Here is a 15,652-nt window from a genome sequence, read left to right on the forward strand (position 1 = left end):
CCTTCCATGGAGTTGGCTGCTGCCTTCCCCCAAGCTGAGCGCGAGCGTTGGCGGGAGCTATTGAAGGGCGTACTCCGCAAGTCCGGAGCCGCCACCGAAGACACCCCTCTCGACGCCGTCGAGGAACTGCTCACGAGGCAGTCCTACGACGGCGTCCCGATCGCACCCCTGTACACCGCGGATGAGGCGGTCGCCTCACGGCCGTTCGCCACCGCCCCGCGTGACGGAGACGAGAACCCGGCGGGCTGGGACGTGCGGCAACGGCACGCCGACCCGCATCCGGAGCGCACCAGGGAGGCGATCCTCGCCGACCTGGAGAACGGCGCCACCTCGGTGTGGCTGACCGTCGGCGACGCGGGCGTCCCGGTCGCCGCCCTGGGCGAGGTGCTCAAGGGCGTGCACACCGACCTGGCGGCGGTCGTCCTGGACGCCGGGCCGCGGACCGAGCAGGCGGCCGAGGCGTTCCTCGCGCTGGCCGGGCCCGCGTCCCTGGGCAACCTCGGCGCCGACCCGCTCGGCCTGGAGGCCCGCACCGGCGTGCGGACCCCGGTCCCGGCCGACCTGGCGCGGCGCGTCGCCGCCGGATTCCCCGGCATCCGCACCTTCACCGTGGACGGCACCGCCTACCACGACGCCGGCGGCTCCGACGCCCAGGAGCTCGGCGCGGTCCTCGCCGCCGCCGTGGCCTACCTGCGGGAGCTGACGGAGGCCGGGCTGAGCGTCGACGACGCCGCCGGGCAGCTGGAGTTCCGCTACGCCGCGCACGCCGGCCAGTTCCTCACCATCGCCAAGCTGCGCGCCGCGCGCCGCCTGTGGACGCGGGTCGCCTCGCTGTCCGGCGTGTCCGACACCACCGCGAGGATCCACGCGGTGACGTCCGACGCGATGATGACCCGGCGCGACCCGTGGGTGAACATGCTGCGCACGACCGTCGCGTGCTTCGCCGCCGGGGTCGGCGGCGCGGACTCGGTGACCGTCCAGCCGTTCGACGCCCGCCTCGGCCTGCCCGACGCCTTCTCGCGCCGCATCGCCCGCAACACCCAGACGCTGCTGCTGGAGGAGTCCTCCCTGGCCCGCGTCGTGGACCCGGCGGGCGGCTCCTGGTACGTCGAGCAGCTCACCGAGCGGCTCGCCCAGGCCGCCTGGAAGTGGTTCACCGAGATCGAGAAGGCCGGCGGCCTGGCCGCCGCGCTGGAGTCCGGCCTCGTCGAGCGCGAGCTCGCGGCCACCTGGGAGCGGCGCCGCAAGGACCTCGCCCGGCGCAAGGCCCCGCTGACCGGCGTCAGCGAGTTCCCCAACCTGGCCGAGGAGCTCCCCGTGCGGGAGGAGGCCCCGGCTCCGCTGAGCGGCGGGCTGCCCCGGCACACCTACGCGCAGGACTACGAGGCGCTGCGCGACCTGGCCGACGCCCAGGCCGAGCGGCCGAAGGTCTTCCTGGCCGTCCTCGGACCCGTCGCCGCGCACACGGCGCGCGCCTCGTTCGCCGCCAACCTGTTCCAGGCGGGCGGCATCGAGACCGTCAGCGGCGCGCCCGAGGAGTTCGACGGCGGCGTGGCGGTCATCTGCTCCAGCGACAAGCTGTACGCCGAGCAGGCCGAGGCCGCCGCCAGGACGCTGAAGGAGCGCGGCGCGGTCAAGGTCTGGCTGGCCGGTAAGGGCGAGTACACCGGGGTGGACGGCAACGTCTTCGCCGGGTGCAACGCGATCGAGATCCTGGAGGGGACCCTTCGGGACCTGGGAGTGACGGCATGAGCATCCCCGACTTCTCCGACGTCCCGCTCGGCGAGCCCGTAGCGCCGGACGTCCTCGAAAAGCAGTGGCGTGAGGCGGCCGGCGAGCGGCCGTCCTGGGACACGCCCGAAGGCATCGACGTCAAGCCGCTGTACGGCGCCGAGGACCTGGCGGGTCTGGACTTCCTGCACACGTTCCCGGGCATCAAGCCGTTCCTGCGCGGCCCGTACGCGCCGATGTACGCGACCCAGCCGTGGACGATCCGGCAGTACGCCGGGTTCTCCACCGCCGAGGAGTCCAACGCCTTCTACCGCCGCAACCTCGCGGCCGGGCAGAAGGGCCTGTCGGTCGCGTTCGACCTCGCCACCCACCGCGGTTACGACTCCGACCACCCGCGCGTGGCCGGCGACGTCGGCATGGCGGGCGTGGCGATCGACTCGATCTACGACATGCGGCAGCTGTTCGACGGGATCCCGCTGGACAAGATGTCGGTGTCGATGACCATGAACGGGGCGGTCCTGCCCATCCTGGCCCTGTACGTGGTGGCCGCGGAGGAGCAGGGGGTGGCGCCGGAGCAGCTGGCCGGGACCATCCAGAACGACATCCTCAAGGAGTTCATGGTCCGCAACACCTACATCTACCCGCCCGCCCCCTCGATGCGGATCATCTCCGACATCTTCGAGTACACCTCGCAGAAGATGCCGAAGTACAACTCGATCTCCATCTCCGGTTATCACATTCAGGAGGCCGGGGCCACGGCCGACCTGGAGCTGGCGTACACCCTCGCCGACGGCGTGGAGTACATCCGGGCGGGCCGGGCGGCGGGCCTGGACATCGACGCGTTCGCGCCGCGGTTGTCGTTCTTCTGGGCGATCGGTATGAACTTCTTCATGGAGGTCGCCAAGCTCCGGGCCGGACGCCTGCTGTGGGCCAAGCTGGTCAAGCAGTTCGACCCCAAGAGCGACAAGTCGTTGTCGCTGCGCACCCACTCCCAGACCTCCGGCTGGTCGCTGACCGCCCAGGACGTCTACAACAACGTGGCGCGCACCTGCATCGAGGCGATGGCGGCCACCCAGGGCCACACCCAGTCGCTGCACACCAACGCCCTCGACGAGGCGCTGGCGCTGCCGACGGACTTCTCCGCCCGCATCGCCCGCAACACCCAGCTGCTGCTCCAGCAGGAGTCCGGCACCACCCGGGTCATCGACCCGTGGGGCGGCTCCTACTACATGGAGAAGCTCACCCACGACCTCGCCGCCCGCGCCTGGGAGCACATCCAGGAGGTCGAGAAGTACGGCGGCATGGCCAAGGCCATCGACGAGGGGCTGCCCAAGCTCCGCATCGAGGAGGCCGCGGCCCGCACCCAGGCCCGTATCGACGCCGGCCGCCAGCCGGTCATCGGCGTCAACAAGTACCGGCCGGACGTCGACGAGATGATCGACGTCCTCAAGGTCGACAACGCCTCCGTGCGGGCCCAGCAGATCGCCAAGCTGGAGCGGCTGCGCGCCGAGCGCGACCCGCAGGCCGTCTCCCGCGCGCTCGACGCGCTGACGGCCGCCGCCGGGGCCGACCAGGTCGGCGACCTGGAGCACAACCTGCTCAAGCTCGCCATCGACGCCGCCCGCGCCAAGGCGACCGTCGGGGAGATCTCCGACGCCCTGGAGAAGGCGTACGGACGGCACTCCGCCACGATCCGTACCATCTCCGGTGTGTACCGGGAGGAGGCCGGAGCCGTGTCCGCGATCGAGAACGCCCGCAGGGCGACCGACGAGTTCGCCGAGGCCGAGGGCCGCCGCCCCCGCATCCTGGTGGCGAAGATGGGCCAGGACGGCCACGACCGGGGCCAGAAGGTGATCGCCTCCGGCTTCGCCGACCTTGGCTTCGACGTCGACGTCGGCCCGCTGTTCCAGACCCCGGAGGAGGTGGCCCGCCAGGCCGTCGAGGCCGACGTGCACATCGTCGGCGTCAACTCCCTGGCCGCCGGACACCTCACCCTGGTGCCCGCCCTGAAGTCCGCGCTGGCCGGGCTCGGCCGCGAGGACATCATGATCGTCGTCGGCGGCGTCATCCCGCCGCAGGACTTCGACGAGCTGCGCGCCGCCGGGGCCTCGGCCATCTTCCCGCCCGGCACGGTCCTGTCCGAGGCCGCGCTCGACCTGCTGAAGGAGTTGTCCGCCAGCCTTGGCCACGCCTGACGTCAGGGAATACGCGGCCGGTGTCCGGGAGGGCTCCCGAGCGTGGATCGCCCGCACGATCACGCTCGTGGAGTCCACCCGGCCCGACCACCGGCGGCTCGCCCAGTCCGTGCTGGCCGAGCTCGCCCCGTACGCCGGGAACGCCCGCCGCGTCGGCATCACCGGCGTCCCCGGCGTCGGCAAGTCCACCACGATCGACGCCCTGGGCTCGCACCTGACGGGCCTGGGCCACCGGGTCGCCGTCCTGGCCGTCGACCCGTCGTCCACCCGGACCGGCGGCTCGATCCTGGGCGACAAGACCCGCATGGCCCGCCTGTCGGCCGACCCGAACGCGTTCATCCGCCCCTCGCCGACGGCCGGCACGCTCGGCGGCGTCGCCAAGGCCACCCGCGAGGCCATGGTCGTCATGGAGGCCGCGGGCTACGACGTGATCCTCGTGGAGACCGTCGGCGTGGGCCAGTCGGAGACCACGGTCGCCGAGATGACGGACTCCTTCCTGTTCCTGACGATCGCCCGCACCGGCGACCAGCTTCAGGGCATCAAGAAGGGCGTCCTGGAGCTCGCGGACGTCATCGCGGTCAACAAGGCCGACGGCGACCACGCCATGGAGGCCAGGAGGGCGGCCCGCGAGCTCGCCGGAGCCCTCCGCCTCCTGCGCGGCCGCTCCGAGCGCGTCGTCCCCGTCCTGACCTGCAGCGCCCTGGAAGGCACCGGACTCGCCGACGTCTGGGACCAGATCATCGCCCACCAGGACGCCCTCCGCGAGTCCGGCGAACTGGAACGCCGCCGCCGCGACCAGCAGATCCGCTGGACCTGGGCCATGGTCGAGGACCGCCTCCTGCACGCCCTGCGCACGGACCCCGCCGTCCAGTCCCTCGCCCCCGACCTGGAACGCCGCGTCGCCGAAGGCGAACTCCCCCCGGCCATCGCCGCGGAGCAGATCCTCAAGGCCTTCTCCGGCGACTGACGCACCGCAAGGCGCACGAGCCGCGCAGGCCCGGCCGGGTGCGTCAGTCGCGAGACGTCGCCGGGTCGTCGGGACGGCCCCGTTATCCGGGCATGCCCACCGTGAACATGTAGGTTGGGTCCAGGTGCCACCACTGCCGAGACCGCGAGGTGAGCTTCGATGACGGCGATGCCGGACGAGTCACCTGTCGTCCGTGACGATCTGCGTGCGGCGTTCGCAGCTCTCGAGGTGATGCCGGGTTTCCGTGCGGAGCTGGTGGATGGAGAGATCATCGTGTCACCTACCCCCGACGGGCAGCACGAGACCATCGTCGTGGCGGTCGACGACTGGGTGCGGGAGGTCCACGGCCTGAGGCTGCACCGGAACCTGACGTTGATCAGTCCGGAGGGGGAGTACGTGCCGGACGGGATCGCGGCTCCCAAAGGCGCGTTCGCGGGCCGGGAATGGCACAGCAAGCCCGACGGCGTGGCGATGGTGCTGGAGGTGACCTCGGGACGGGCTCGGGACCGCAAGGGAGCCGAGCGGGACAGGGGTCCCAAGCGGCGCGGCTACGCCGCCGCCGACATTCCGCTGTACCTCCTGATCGACAGGCTGGAGGGAAAAGCGACGATCTTCTCCGAACCCCGGGGAGCCGACTACGCCCACAGTGCTTCGGTCACCTTGGGAGAGGAACTGCCGATTCCCGCTCCCCTCGAAGGAGTCCTGCCGACCCGCGAATTCTGACCGGCGTACTCACGTGCTCTCATCAGTCCGCAGCGTTCCTCTGGTGAAAGGTCGGGTCAAGGGCTTTCGCGCTACTGTGCGGCCTGCGAAGGGCGTACGTCAGCGGCGGAAGAGGGCTTGTGCGGATCAAGTGGGCGGCTGCCGCGGGTGTGCTGGTGCTGGGGTCCCTGGGGGCGGCCACTCCGGTGCGGGGTCCCGAGCCGAAGCTCGAATATGAGGCGTCCGGGTGTCCGGTGAAGCCGTACGAAGGGCTCAGCGGATTCAGTGGCCAAGCTCCGGCGTCGGCCTACGCGCGTGAGTTCGTTCGCGGTGGCGCCGACTACGCGCTGCTCTGCCGGGGGATGGGTTTCGGGAAGCCCTCCTGGCTCGAGCCGCTGCGGATCACACGAGGCGTGAAGGAACTGCAGCGGGTGATGGTCGCGCTTCCCCGGGCGAGGGAAGGCGGGTTCTCCACCTCGATGGGATGCCCGCCCGTCAACCTGGTGCTGCACTACCCGGACGGAAAACGCACCGTCATGTCGTTCGAGTGCAACCGTGACGAGGTGGGCACGCACAACACGATCCGTGGGGGAGGATCGCGCCTCACCTACGAGTTCGCCCGCCTGTGGCGCGCTGAGCACGCCACGTCCGATCCGTCCAGGATCGAACCTGCGGCCTGCCTTCCGAGCGTGCCCGGTCGGTCAGGACTGCGGTCCGTCCACCCCGCTCCGGAGATCGTCCGAGAGGGCGGCTACTTCACCTCGGACGAACCCAGGCTGCCGTCACCCCTCGCGGTGGTCAACGCCTGCCGCTACACCGCAGATGGCGGCGGCCGGTTGATCCTGCGCGAGCACAAGGCCACCCGCACCGGTCTGGAATCCCTCCGGGCCGCCGTGAACGCCGTGAAGCCCAAGAGGCTCCGTCCACTCTGCGGCGGTTACGGCGGCCGCAAGAGCACCTCTGTGGACACCCTCCATCTGACCGACGTCACCGGTCGCAGCGCTCACCTCTACATCGCTCGCAAGCCTTGCGAAGCCGACAAGAGCCTTCTCACCGGCATCTCTCCCGTGGCCCCCGAGATCTCCGCCATGCTCTCCCTTCTCCTGGACTGAGCGAGACGGTCTTCGCGAGCTCGCCTCCCGTCCGGCCCCGCCCGTTCCGGGCGGCTTGGCGAATAGGCGTATACGCCTATATGTTGTGCGGGTGCCTTTGGACGCGTCTCAGAACAGCCTGGTGCTGCCGTTGCTCGGACTTCTGGTCGAACGGCCGTCGCACGCCTATGGACTCGCCTCGCAGCTGCGGGAGCGGTACGGGCATCCGACGGCGACGCGCAGCACGGTCACGTCGCTGCTGAAATCGTTGGAGAGGGCAGGGTCGGTCGCTTCGCAGCAGCCGGAGCGGGTGGGGAAGCGGCCGCCGCGCACGGTCTACGAGCTGACCGAGGCCGGGATGGCCGACTTCCGGAGGAAGGTCGAGGCGGGGCTGGGCGAGGGGCGGGCCGCCTCCGTGGACTTCGTCATGGCCGTCGCCTATGCGGGAGTGCTCTCCGCCGACCATGCCGCGTCCCTCCTGGAGTCCCGTGCCGAACGGCTCGACCGGGAGCTGGCCGGGCTGCGGGACCGGCCCGACGGCGTGGCGGAGGCGCACATGCTCGAAGCGGCCTACTGGCGCACCATCGTCACCGCCGAGGCCGACTGGGTCAGGACGCTGGCCTCGCGGATCCGCTCGCACGACATCGACTGGCCGGGAGCGGGTCCCGGCGGGCAGGGGGAGGACCGAAGATGAGGTTCGGCATCTATCCGGGCGGGCGTGTGAGCACCGTCTGCTCGTATCCGCCCGATCCCGCCGCGATCGGCGACCTCGTCGACGAGGTCGCGGGCGGGCGTCCCTTCGTCATCCGCGAGTACGTGCACTTCTTCGGTGACGCGACACCGCCGGACGTCGTCACCTCGCTCGGGGCGGAGCAGGACCTCGCCCGCCTCACGATGCCCGATGAGTGGTACGTCGAGGACGGCCGCGAACTGGACCTCGTGGCGAGTTACATCCCCCGGGAAGCCGACGTTCCCGGATGGCTGGCCTTCCTCGACACCGTCATCGACCGCTACGGGCACCTGATGCGCTACCTCCAGGTGACCCTTGAGCCCAACTTCCCGATTCCGCTCATCGACGGAAGCGCCCCCGGCGTCCTGCGAGCACTGACCCTCGGCGTACCGCACGCCCGCGCCGCACTGGACAGAAGGGGCCTGCACGACGTGCGGGTCGGCTTCTCCGTCGCCGAACCACCCGAATGGCTGGGCGGCGACGACGGGTTCTGGCAGTACCTGTCCACCGTGCCGGCCCGGGACTTCGCCGACCACGTCGACTACGTCGGCCTGGCCCTGTACCCCGACGCCTTCTCCCCGGTCGCCCCGCGCGGCACGCCGGGAGACGTCGCCTCCCTGACCGCCCACGCCCTGCGGCACCTGCGGGAGCACTCACTGCCCCGCGCCCGCATCCCGCTCGGCACTCCCGTCCACATCGTGGAGAACGGGACCCCGAGCGGCTCGCCGCGCACTGAGCAGGCGCAATGCGACTCGTTGTCCGACATGCTCGACACGATCCTCGCCCTCCAGGAATCCCGGAACATCACCCACTACGAGCTGTTCAGCCTCCGGGACGCCGACAGCGGCTCCACCGAACCCACCGGGACCCTGGGTCTCGTCACCGACACCTACCGCCCCAAACCCGCCTTCGCCCTCTACCGCGACGCCGTCCACGGCATCCGGCAGGACGTCTCGGGCACCGCCGGCCCTCCATTCTGAGCAGGGCCCTCGATTCCGGCGGCATCCCGCCTTGGAGGCCGTCGTCCGGGGTCTCGTCTCCGGGTGCGTCCGATGGCCGGCCCGCCGTTCCGGGCCTCGTCCTGCTCGGCGGCGCGGCTCTCGCGGCACGTCGCCGGGCTACGGGAGCGGCGCCAGGAGCTCCGCGGTGATCCGGTCCAGGCGTTCGGCGCGGACGGGGTCGAAGTCCTCGCCTTCCAGGGGGAGGCGGGCGCGGCGTTTGAAGGCCGAGACGGGCTCGGCGGGCGGGTGGTCCAGCAGGCGGGCGATGGGGACGACGGCCTTGTCCGCGGGCTGGGCGAACAGGAGGGCGAGGGTCTTGGTGAGGACGCGCAGGGGGGCCGGGAGGGGGTCGGCCATGGCGGTGCGGACGAAGCCCGGGTTGTACAGGACGTAGCGGGTCCGGGCGGTGGGGTGACGGGCGGGGAAGTGCACGCCCAGCAGGTCGTTGCAGCGGGAGGACTGCATGGCGGCGCGCGTGCCGGTGTAGCCGTCGCAAAGTTGCAGGTCGTGCCAGTGAACGGTGCCGGGGAGGCCGCCGGGGCCGGCGAGGTTCATGATGACGGGGCTCTCGGCCCGTTCCAGCAGGGGAAGGAGTCCGTGGCCCAGCACGTGGCGGCTGAGGTAGGCCAGGGCGAAGGTGAATTCGAGGCCGTCTTCGGTCTCCTCCCGGCGGGGGCGGAAGCGCTGCGCTCCGAACACCACCGCGTCCACCGCCTCGGTCGTGGCCGCGACCTCGCGCAGGACCGCGTGCATTCCGGCGACCGTGCTGAGGTCGGAGCGGAGGAAGACGGCGCGGTCCGCGGCGCCCCTCTGCTCCGCTTCACGCAGGAACGCGCGGCCCTTCTCCTCGCCGCTGGCCACCGCGACCACCCGGTCCCCCCGGCCGAGGAGGTGCAGGCCCAGCCCTCTGCCCATGCCGTCGGTGCCGCCGGTGATCACATAGGTGCGCATGAACGTGCCTTCCCCACTAAGTCATCGGTTGATGACCAGAAGTCTGGAGACGTGGTCCCGCCTAAGTCAACATTTGATGACTTACGATGACCCGGTGACCGATTCCCCGGCTTCCCCTCCGCGCCGCCGTGACCGCGCGGCCACCCGTGCGGCCCTGCTCGACGCGGCACGGCTGCGGTTCTCCCGGCAGGGCTTCGACGGCACGGGAGTCCGCGAGATCGCCGGGGACGCGGGCGTCGACCCGGCGCTGGTGTTCCGCTACTTCGGGTCGAAGGACAAGCTGTACGCCGAGGCGATGCGCGTCGAGATCCCCCCGGGGGCCGCGGATCCGCACCGGCCGCTCGTCCACCTCGCCGACGGGCTGCTCCACGACGTCGTCTTCGGGGACTGGCCCGAATTCGACGGGGAGCACCCGCTGCTGGTGATGCTCCGGTCCGCGCACCGGCCCGAGGTGCGGGAGCAGCTGCGCGGGCAACTGTGCGAGGAGCATCTCGCGGGTTTCGCCGACCGGCTCGAAGGCGAGGACGCGGAGCTGCGCGCCGAACTGGTCGGGGCGCTGCTGCTGGGCATGGGGGTGATGCGCTCGGTGGTGAGGTCCCCCGTCCTGGGGGAGGCCTCCTTCGAGGAGACGAGGGGCCTGGTGGCGCGGCTCGTCCAGGCGCTCGTCACGGCCCGGCGGTGAGCGACGGCCCGGTCCCGCCTGGGCCTACGGGTCCTGCTCGTCGGACTCCCGGGTGAGGGCGATGCGGCGGGCACCCGGGAAGGGCGCCCGCCGCGCGGTCAGGACCGGTCGTCGGTGATCCACTTGATCCAGCAGCGGGGATCGGTGAGGTTCTCGAGCGTGTAGTGGGGGACGACGCGGGCCATCTCGGGGCCCAGCCGCATGGTCCAGCACTTGCCCAGGGCATGGGCGGGCGCGGTGGGCAGGACGGCCAGGACGGCAGCCGCGCAGAAGGCGGCGACCGCCATGGCGGCGGCGGTCAGGAAGTTGCGCATGGGGCTCCTCGGATCGGGATCGCGCAAGCATGCATCCGGCGACAGATCCGGCGCTTCGTAGAAGAATCCGAAAAGGCGGTGGTCGTCTGTGCGGCGGACATGGCGAAATCCGGGAACTGTAAAGCGAAGGCACCTCTCCCGACACCCCGGCCATCGACGGTGAATCAGGGCCGTCTCTCGTAGAGCCGCGGGAAAAGAAGTGATTTCGGCGGGAGGCCGAGATGGGGCGGCCTGTCATCCGGCGTCCGTGGACGGTGGTCGCCGCTGTGGTCGCGACGGTCGTCCACGTGCTGCTCCTGGTGTTCGGGGTCCTGGGCGCGATCGGCGTCCATGGGGGCCCGCTCGTGTACCCGGTTTCGGCGCTCGCGGTGCTCGTGGCCCACTGGATGTACATTTCGGCGTTGTCCCTCGGGCCCGGTGCGGCCAAGGCGCGCAGGAACGGGCTGGCGGGCACCGCGACGGCGGCGGGGCTGGAACTGCTGTGTCTCGGCGCGTTCCTGTACGACGAGCTCCCCGGCCTGTGCTCGGCCGGAGGGCGCGCCCTGAGCAATGCGGCGTTCGTCCCGCTTGAAGCGGTGCTCCTTCCTTCGGTGCTTTTCCTGGGAGGGGCGACGATCCTGCTCCTGCGCACCCGTTCGGCCACGGTTTATCTCCGTGCGGCGTGACGGGTTCCGCATGAATCGGCGGTGCATTCCGGCCGGAGCGTTCCATTTCGTGGTTGCATGTATTTCCTGATGGTTTTGTGAGTTCTGTCACGTAAGGTTTTGCTTGCGGTAAGCGGGGAAGCGGGCGCAAGATCGTTGGCACTTCGGCCTGAGGAGGCGCTGTGCCGATCAGGGGGATGTTCCTTTCCGCGCTCGCGGAGATCAGGGTCGGGAAGGTCAGGGTTCTTCTCTCCGCTTTCTGCGTGGCCTGCCTGGTGGCGACGGTGACGGTGGTCGCGGCGGTGGGCGGGGTGACCCAGCAGGTGGCGCGGGATCTGTTCGAGCAGCAGACGGGGCGACCCGGAACGATGATGCTCTATCCCGAGTTCCGGCAGATGAACGCGTCCGGGGTGCCCGTGGAGTCGGTGCAGGCGATGAAGGAGTCGCTGCAGCGGTTCGGGATCGTGCACACGCCGTATTTCGAGTTCGGCAGCGCGCAGATTCGCACAGCCGACCGCCGGGTGCTCGAGACGCAGCCGATGAACGGGCCGCCGAACTTCTCGCTGACCGTGACCGACCACCGGCTGCTGGAGATCCAGCATGTGCCGATGGTGACGGGGCGGTGGTTCAACGCCACCGACGACGAGCGGCTGGAGCCGTCGATCGTGGCCACCGAGGGGTTCGCGCGGCTGGTCGGGCTGGACCCGCGGGAGGCGGTCGGCGCCCGCATCGAGTTCGCCGCCGGAGAGATCTGGCAGAAGGTCCGGATCGTGGGGGTCGCCGAAGCGGGGACCGGGGGGATGATGGGCCCCTCCGGGCAGATCCCGATGGTCTACCTGCCCTTCGCGTCGATGCTGCAGATGGGGATCTCCACCCAGCAGCCGACCTTCAAGCTGCGGGTCGCGCCCGAGCACAGCGCGGCGACCATCACGCGGCTCAAGGCGGAGTCGTCGAAGTGGGGCGCGCACCAGGTCCACGTCCAGAAGAACTTCGGGGACTTCCTGGCGATCGGCGGCAAGCTCCGCCTGCTGCTGTTCGGAGTCACGGCCGCCATGCTGATGCTCGGCTCGCTGCCGGTGATCGCGCTCGGGATCTTCGCGGTCCGCCAGCGGCGCAGCGAGTTCGGCGTGCACCGCTGCTTCGGGGCGACCGGATCCGACCTCTTCCTCACCGTGCTGCTCGAAGGGCTGATCGTCTGCTTCGCGGCCGGGATCGCCGGAGTGTCGGCCGGCTACCTCGTGCAGGGGCCGGCGATGGGGATCCTGATGTCCCGGTACTTCGGGATACCGGAGCAGGGCATCGACACCTCCTTCCCCTGGGAGGCTGCGCTGCTCGGGCTGGGCGTGGCGGTCTGCGTGGGCGTCTTCACGGGACTGATCCCCGCCTGGCGGGCGATGCAGCGATCCGTCATCCGGGCGATCCGGGCTTAAGGAGAACTGATGGCACTGGGAATCTGGGGCAACCGCGCGGGCAAGGCGGGCATCCTGCTGGCGGTCGGCGCGGTGATCTTCGGCACCGGCTACCTGGCCAACAACGGCGCCGCCGCGCCCGAGCCGGTCGCCGAGAAGGTGCCGGTGCCCGACCTCGCACCCAAGACGATCAAGGTGGCCGAGGGCACGATCGTCGCGCGGCTCGTGCTCAAGGCGACGGTGAACGCCGACCCGGCCGCGCCCGCCCGGCCCGAGAAGGCGGGGACGGTCACCCGGGTACTGGTGAAGAAGGGCCAGCGGGTGAACAAGGGCGAGGCCGTCGTGGCGTTCGAGCACACCCCCGAGCCGAAGGCGCCCGCCAAGCCGGGCACCGAGCCCAAGCCGGTCAAGCCCGTGACGCTGTACCTGGCGGCCCCGGCGACGGGGAGGGTCCAGGAGATCCAGGCGCACGTCGGCTCCTCGGTCTCTCCGGGAGAGGTGGCGTTCTCGGTGGACCGCGGACGTTTCCGCGCGGTGGCCGAGGTCGAGACCAAGGACATCTACCGCCTCTACAACAAGCCCCGCAGCGTCAGACTGCAGATCGACCACGGTCCGGCGCCGTTCGCCTGCCCGCTGATCTCCTACGGGGCGGGCGGCGGCGAGGAGGGCAAGGTCGAGATCTCCTGCCGGATCCCCGAGTCCCGCAAGGTCTTCCCCGGGCTGCCCGCCGAGATGTCGGTCCTCACGGACCAGGCGAAGAACGTCCCGGTCGTCCCGCTCGCGGCGGTGCTCGGCAAGGCCGAGACCGGCTGGGTGACGGTCGTCGGGGAGTCCGGCGAGCGGACCCGCCGCGAGGTCGAACTGGGCCTGAACGACGGGAAGAGGATCGAGATCAAGTCCGGTCTGGAGGTGGGGGAGAAGATCCTCGACCTCGCCCCCGAGGACGCCGCCTTCGCCGGGCCCGAGAAGCCGAAGGGGCACCCGTGACGGTCGCCGTGGAGCTGAGCGGCGTCACCAGGCGCTTCAAGCTCAGGGGCAGAAAAGACCCGCTGACCGTCCTCGACGACATCTCCATGGTCGTCCCCGGCGGCGGTTCGATCGCGATCGTCGGCCTGTCGGGCGCCGGCAAGTCCACGCTGCTCAACATCCTGGGCCTGCTGGACCGCCCGGACGAGGGGACGATCACCCTCTTCGGGAAGGACACGACGGCACTCCCGGAACGGGAGCGCGCCTCGTTGCGCGGCAAGACGATCGGCTTCGTGTTCCAGCAGCTCAACCTGCTGTCCGGCCGCTCCGCGCGCCAGCAGGTGGCCGTCCCGCTGCTGTACGAGGGCGGCCGGTCCCTGCGGCGCCGCAACGAGCTGGCCGACGAGGCGCTGCGCCGGGTCGGCCTGGCCGAGCGCCTGCACTCCAAGGTCTCGGAGCTGTCCGGCGGCGAGCAGCAGCGGGTGGCCATCGCCCGCGCGCTGATCCGCGACCCGCGCCTCATCCTCGCCGACGAGCCCACCGGCGCCCTGGACCCGGTGACCGCCGCCCAGGTGATGGACCTGCTGTTCGCCACCGCGCGGGAGGACGGCAGGGCGCTCATCCTGGTCACCCACGACCACGTCCTGGCCCGCCGCGCCGACCGGGTCTACACGCTGGACGCCGGCCGCCTGTACACCGGCCGACCGGAGGCCGAGCCGGAGCCGAGCCGGAAATAATCCGGCTTGACCGGCGCTTATACAGGTATCTTGCGGGAACTTTGGCCACCGGCGGGAGTAGGTCGCGATTTCCGTGGCAGGGGCGGCCGATAGCCTGGAGACGGGACCGGGGCCGGACACGGGGACGACGGCGCGAAGTGATCTCCGTCCTGCTGCGGACGGCGACCGAGTAGAAACCTCCTAGATCGGGCAGACAGTCTGGCGACGGTGCCGGGGCGGGCCGGTCGGGTACGGTCTGGATTCGTCCGCGACCGGGGGCGGACTGACCGGATTGCGCCACGGGCTCCGCATCGACCTGCAAGGATTGTCTACGGAGGTTGCCGTGACCATTCGTTTCAACCCGTCTCGCGGCGCGACCCTGGGCGTGGAGTGGGAACTCCAGCTCATCGACGAGGAGAGCGGGCTGCTCCGGCAGGACGCCGGGCGGGTGCTCGCGGACCTTCCCTCGCTCAGCGAGGGCGAGTTCACCAAGTTGCGGCACGAGCTGATGGAGTCGACCATCGAGGTGGTCACCGATCCTTGCTTCACCGTGTCGGAGATCGTCGCCGACCTGTCGGGTTCGGTCGCGCGGCTGCGCGAGGCGGCCGCGCTGCGCGGCATGCGGCTGGCCTGCACCGGCACCCACCCGATCAGCGACTGGCGGGACGCGGTGATGGCGCCGATCCAGCGGTACGCCGAGCTGATCGAGGAGATGCAGTGGCTGGCCCGCCGGATCCAGACCTACGGCGTGCACGTCCATGTGGGGATCACCCACCAGGACAAGGCGATCCCGATCATCAACGCGCTCTCGGCCTACCTGCCGCACTTCCTGGCGCTGACGGCCTCCAGCCCGTTCTGGAAGGGCCACGACACCGGGCTGGCGTCCAGCCGCTCGATCGTGTTCGGCTCGCTGCCCACCGCCGGGCCCCCGCACTCGCTGGAGGACTGGACCGAGTTCGAGGGCTACATGGACACCCTGCTGCGGGCCGGGACGATCCGCTCGATCAAGGAGGTCTGGTGGGACATCCGCCCCCACCCGGACTTCGGAACCGTCGAAGTGCGCATGTTCGACGGGATCCCGACAATGCGGGAGGTCGGGATGGTTACTGCGTTGTGTCAGTCCCTCGTCACGCTTTTCGAGCAGCAAATCGATCGCGGATATGCGCTTCCGCGCCCGGCGACGTGGGTTGTCCGCGATAATAAATGGCGAGCGACCCGATACGGGCTCGACGCCATCATCATCACCGATGACTCCGGACGTACCGCGCCGCTCCGTGACGAGCTGTACGAACTCGCCTCCGAGCTCGCACCCGTGGCCGACCGCCTGGGGTGTGCCGAAGAGCTGAAGGTGATCGGTGAGGTCCTGGAACACGGCGCCCCGTACGAGCGCCAGCGCGCGATCCGCGCCGAGGGCGGCAGCCTGGAGGACGTCGTCTCCGCGACGATCATGGAGTTCGCCGAGAACAGGTTCGTCGGCCCACGGGAGGTGGTCCATGCAGGGACGACCTGAGGAGCCCCCCGAACAGACCGATACGACGAGAAGTGGCACGCCT

15 protein-coding genes are annotated in these 15,652 nt (G+C 70.6%); 13 read left to right on the top strand and 2 right to left on the bottom strand.

Annotated features, from left to right (window positions below):
• Positions 1-6 precede the first annotated feature (6 nt).
• The 7 genes from C2865_RS37115 (at position 7) to C2865_RS37145 (ending at position 8,396) form a co-directional block, all read left to right on the top strand.
• Positions 7-1,752: a methylmalonyl-CoA mutase family protein gene (locus C2865_RS37115; protein ID WP_106403455.1), complete on the top strand. Its 1,746-nt coding sequence runs from the start codon at positions 7-9 to the stop codon at positions 1,750-1,752.
• Entirely contained in the window at positions 1,749-3,926 is a 2,178-nt protein-coding gene (gene scpA / locus C2865_RS37120; protein ID WP_106403456.1) for a methylmalonyl-CoA mutase, read from the top strand. Before C2865_RS37115 ends, scpA begins: the two co-directional genes overlap by 4 nt.
• Positions 3,913-4,893: a methylmalonyl Co-A mutase-associated GTPase MeaB gene (gene meaB, locus C2865_RS37125; RefSeq protein ID WP_106403457.1), complete on the top strand. Its 981-nt coding sequence runs from the start codon at positions 3,913-3,915 to the stop codon at positions 4,891-4,893. The genes scpA and meaB overlap by 14 nt, the downstream gene beginning before the upstream one ends.
• Positions 4,894-5,061: 168 nt before the next feature.
• A complete protein-coding gene (locus C2865_RS37130; protein ID WP_269802774.1) occupies positions 5,062-5,616 on the top strand; it encodes a Uma2 family endonuclease in 555 nt (184 codons plus the stop codon).
• Between the two features lie 119 nt (positions 5,617-5,735).
• Positions 5,736-6,707, top strand: coding sequence for a hypothetical protein (locus C2865_RS37135; protein ID WP_106403459.1), 972 nt, complete (start codon positions 5,736-5,738; stop codon positions 6,705-6,707).
• Positions 6,708-6,798: 91 nt separating this feature from the next.
• Positions 6,799-7,380: a PadR family transcriptional regulator gene (locus C2865_RS37140; RefSeq protein WP_106403536.1), complete on the top strand. Its 582-nt coding sequence runs from the start codon at positions 6,799-6,801 to the stop codon at positions 7,378-7,380.
• Positions 7,377-8,396, top strand: a complete 1,020-nt coding sequence (locus tag C2865_RS37145) for a glycoside hydrolase 5 family protein (protein WP_106403460.1) — start codon at positions 7,377-7,379, stop codon at positions 8,394-8,396. Before C2865_RS37140 ends, C2865_RS37145 begins: the two co-directional genes overlap by 4 nt.
• 138 nt (positions 8,397-8,534) lie before the next feature.
• Here C2865_RS37145 and C2865_RS37150 read toward each other — a convergent pair whose 3' ends face one another.
• Entirely contained in the window at positions 8,535-9,368 is an 834-nt protein-coding gene (locus C2865_RS37150) for an SDR family NAD(P)-dependent oxidoreductase (RefSeq protein ID WP_106403461.1), read from the bottom strand.
• A 94-nt stretch (positions 9,369-9,462) separates the two neighbouring features.
• Between C2865_RS37150 and C2865_RS37155 the strand changes: the two genes are divergently transcribed.
• The gene (locus tag C2865_RS37155) at positions 9,463-10,050 is read left to right on the top strand and encodes a TetR/AcrR family transcriptional regulator (protein ID WP_232836024.1); all 588 of its coding nucleotides are present in this window, start codon (positions 9,463-9,465) and stop codon (positions 10,048-10,050) included.
• A gap of 98 nt (positions 10,051-10,148) precedes the next feature.
• Here the strand turns inward: C2865_RS37155 and C2865_RS37160 are convergent, their stop codons facing one another.
• Positions 10,149-10,364, bottom strand: coding sequence for a hypothetical protein (locus tag C2865_RS37160; RefSeq protein ID WP_106403463.1), 216 nt, complete (start codon positions 10,362-10,364; stop codon positions 10,149-10,151).
• A 221-nt stretch (positions 10,365-10,585) separates the two neighbouring features.
• Here C2865_RS37160 and C2865_RS37165 point away from each other — a divergent pair, with 221 nt between their 5' ends.
• The 5 genes from C2865_RS37165 to C2865_RS37190 all read left to right on the top strand — a co-directional run bounded on the left by C2865_RS37165 (position 10,586) and on the right by C2865_RS37190 (position 15,609).
• Positions 10,586-11,029, top strand: coding sequence for a hypothetical protein (locus C2865_RS37165; protein ID WP_106403464.1), 444 nt, complete (start codon positions 10,586-10,588; stop codon positions 11,027-11,029).
• Between the two features lie 161 nt (positions 11,030-11,190).
• The gene (locus C2865_RS37170) at positions 11,191-12,438 is read left to right on the top strand and encodes an ABC transporter permease (protein ID WP_106403465.1); all 1,248 of its coding nucleotides are present in this window, start codon (positions 11,191-11,193) and stop codon (positions 12,436-12,438) included.
• Positions 12,439-12,447: 9 nt separating this feature from the next.
• Positions 12,448-13,404, top strand: coding sequence for an efflux RND transporter periplasmic adaptor subunit (locus C2865_RS37180; RefSeq protein ID WP_157964078.1), 957 nt, complete (start codon positions 12,448-12,450; stop codon positions 13,402-13,404).
• On the top strand, positions 13,401-14,120 hold the full coding sequence (locus tag C2865_RS37185) for an ABC transporter ATP-binding protein (protein ID WP_198653870.1): 720 nt from the start codon (positions 13,401-13,403) through the stop codon (positions 14,118-14,120). The genes C2865_RS37180 and C2865_RS37185 overlap by 4 nt, the downstream gene beginning before the upstream one ends.
• A gap of 322 nt (positions 14,121-14,442) precedes the next feature.
• Positions 14,443-15,609, top strand: a complete 1,167-nt coding sequence (locus C2865_RS37190; protein ID WP_106403468.1) for a glutamate--cysteine ligase — start codon at positions 14,443-14,445, stop codon at positions 15,607-15,609.
• Positions 15,610-15,652 lie beyond the last annotated feature (43 nt).

The sequence above is a fragment of the Actinocorallia populi genome (assembly GCF_002995495.1).
GTDB lineage: Bacteria > Actinomycetota > Actinomycetes > Streptosporangiales > Streptosporangiaceae > Actinocorallia > Actinocorallia populi.